The following is a 2552-nucleotide window of genomic DNA, read 5'->3' as shown; positions in this document are numbered from 1 at the left end:
TCGGGGCGTTCAGGCGCGTGCCGGCGGTCAGCGGGGCGGTCGGGTCGCTGTAGCCGTTCGCGTCGGCCAGCACGTACCACAGGCTGGCGTTGCCGTAGATGCGCTGCGCCATGTTCTGCAGCGTTTCACCTTCGATCACCGTCACCATCGAGCCGCCGGCGCTGTACACGCCCGCGCCTGCGGTGCCGTTCACCTTGCTCAGCTGGTTCTTCTGCGGGTTGATGCCGAAGTCGCTGTAGAACCGCTGCTGCTGCGGCGTGACCCGCACTTCCCCGCCCGCTTCCAGTTCCGCCAACTGTTGGCCCGCCGCATGCACGAACCGGTAGTTCTGCGGGATCGGGTCGCCGTTGCTCGCCGGCTTCGTCGCCTGGCGGAAGTAGCCGTCCCAGTAGCCGTCGCGACGGTTCAGCACCGCGCCGTCGCCGTTGTAGGCGTACGCGCGGATCTTGTCGAACACGCCCGGCTGATCGGTGTTGGTGTGCTCGCTCTGCTGCGTGATCCGGCCGTAGATGTCCAGCGAGATCGTGTTCGTCGTCGACTTGTAATCGTTGTGGCTGCTCTCGCCCGTGACGATCCGCTCCTGCCAGCTCTCCCAGCCTTCGTACGTCATCGTGAAGGTGTGGGTGTAGCCGCCCGCCGCGCCGGGCCCCGTGCCGCTGTAACGGTAGCTCAGCAGGCGCCCGCCCAGGTCGTAGGCCGATGCGTTGTCGTCCACGCTCGCGGTGTTGTCCGCGATCGTGTAGTCGACACGACTGGTGAACTGCAGCAGGCTCACGTCGTTGTACTGGTCGCCACCGCCGCCCGCGCCCTGGTAGTACCTGAAGTTGGTCTCGCGGCCGCGCGTCTCCTGCCAGCGCATCCGGCCGTCGATGTCGTACGCGTATTGCTCCGACTGCATCAACCAGCCGCCGACGTTCACGTCTTCCGGGACCCAGTCCTCGCTGTTCGGCGGCGGCGGCTGGTCGCCGCCGTAGCGGTCGATCGGCGCCACCCACACCTGACGGATCGTGCCCAGCTCGAAGAACCGGCGCGTGTCGATCAACTGGTTGGCGTCGTCGTACTGGTTCAGGCGATAGATGCCCTTGCTCTCGCCGCCCACCGCCTGTGCGTAGGTCTCGTAGATCCGGTTGCCGCGCTGGTCGTAACCGACGAACGCCACCTGATCCTGCACCGTGCCGTTCACCGTCGTGCGCTGATAGCGCCCGGTCTCGCGGCCGATCGCGTCGTACATCAGGCCGTAGGAGTCGCTGACCTCCTTCTGCGTGCCCTGCGGCACCTCTTCCAGCGAGTCGGGGCGCAGCTCGATCCGCGCGTTCGCATCGCCCGCCGTGCCCACCAGCTGACCGTTCACGATCTTCAGACGGTTCTCCGCGTCGTACGTGAACCAGCGTTCCTGCACCTGCACCGGCACGCCGGCCGGTGTCGACGTTCCGCCGGCGCCGCCGTCCGTCCCCATCTCGTAGGAGCCGCCACCGCCGCCCTGCGTCTCTTCGCCGCCGCCCTGCGTTTCTTCGCCACCGCCACCCTGCGTCTCTTCACCACCGCCGCCGGACTGCCCTTCCTCGACCACGTCCTTCACCAGCACGAAGTCGTCGAACACCGACTGGCCCTGGTTGTCCGTCGCCGTCACCCGGATCGTCCAGCTCTGCATCAGCGCCGTGCCCGTCGGCGTGCCGCTGAACGTCCGCGTCGCCGCGTTGAAGCTCAGCCACGTCGGCAGCGCGCTGCCGTCCGACTTCGTCGCCGTGTAGCTCAGCGTCGCGCCTTCCGGATCCAGGAACGTGTTGGTCGGGAACGTGTAGCTGTAATACGTCCCGGCCATCGTGTACTGGTCGGGGATCGCATTGGCGACGATCGGCGGCTGGTTCGACACCGGCGCCGAGATCGCGAACGCGAACGTCGTGCTCGCCGTCCCGCCGCGACCGTCGTTCGCGCTGTAGCTCACCGTCCAGCTGCCCACCGCCGTCGGCGTGCCGCTGATCACCCGCGTCGTCGCGTTGAAGCTCAGGCCCGTCGGCAGGTTGCCCACGCTGTAGGTCAGCGTGTCGTAGTTCGCGTCCGTGAACGCCGGCAGCGTCACGTACACCGCCACACCGGTCGCGCCCGACTGCGGGCCCACGCTCGGCGCCACCGGCGCCGTGTTCGCTTCCACCGTCAGCGTGAACGTCATGCTGGCGGTACCGCCCATGCCGTCGTTGGCGCTGTAGGTCACCGTCGACGCGCCCGAGCCCGTCGGCGTGCCGCTGATCGTGCGCGTCGTGGCGTTGAAGCTCAGCCCCGCCGGCAGATTGCTCACGCTGTAGCTCAGCGCATCGCCGTTGGCGTCGGTGAACACCGGCAGGGTCAGGCTGTACGCCTGGTTCTGCTTCGCCAGCGGCGCGGTCACCGACGGTGCGGTCGGTGCGACATTGGCGCTGATATTGAAGATCGCTTCCGCCGTCGCGCCCGCCGGATCGCTTGCCACCACCTTGCTGCGGTAGTTGTAGAACGTCTGTCCGTCGGCGCTCAGCGCACCCAGGTTGCCGCCGATCGTTCCGTTCGATGCGATGCTC

General features: G+C 67.8%; 1 protein-coding gene. It reads right to left on the bottom strand.

Translation table 11 applies throughout. The annotated features are described in order from the left end of the window. Window positions 1–2552: putative Ig domain-containing protein (locus ABD974_RS19475; RefSeq protein ID WP_345305013.1), on the bottom strand; the 2552-nt coding region annotated here is incomplete at both ends.

The organism is Lysobacter hankyongensis (genome assembly GCF_039543145.1).
GTDB lineage: Bacteria > Pseudomonadota > Gammaproteobacteria > Xanthomonadales > Xanthomonadaceae > Lysobacter_I > Lysobacter_I hankyongensis.
This window is presented reverse-complemented; position numbering and strand designations above follow the sequence as displayed.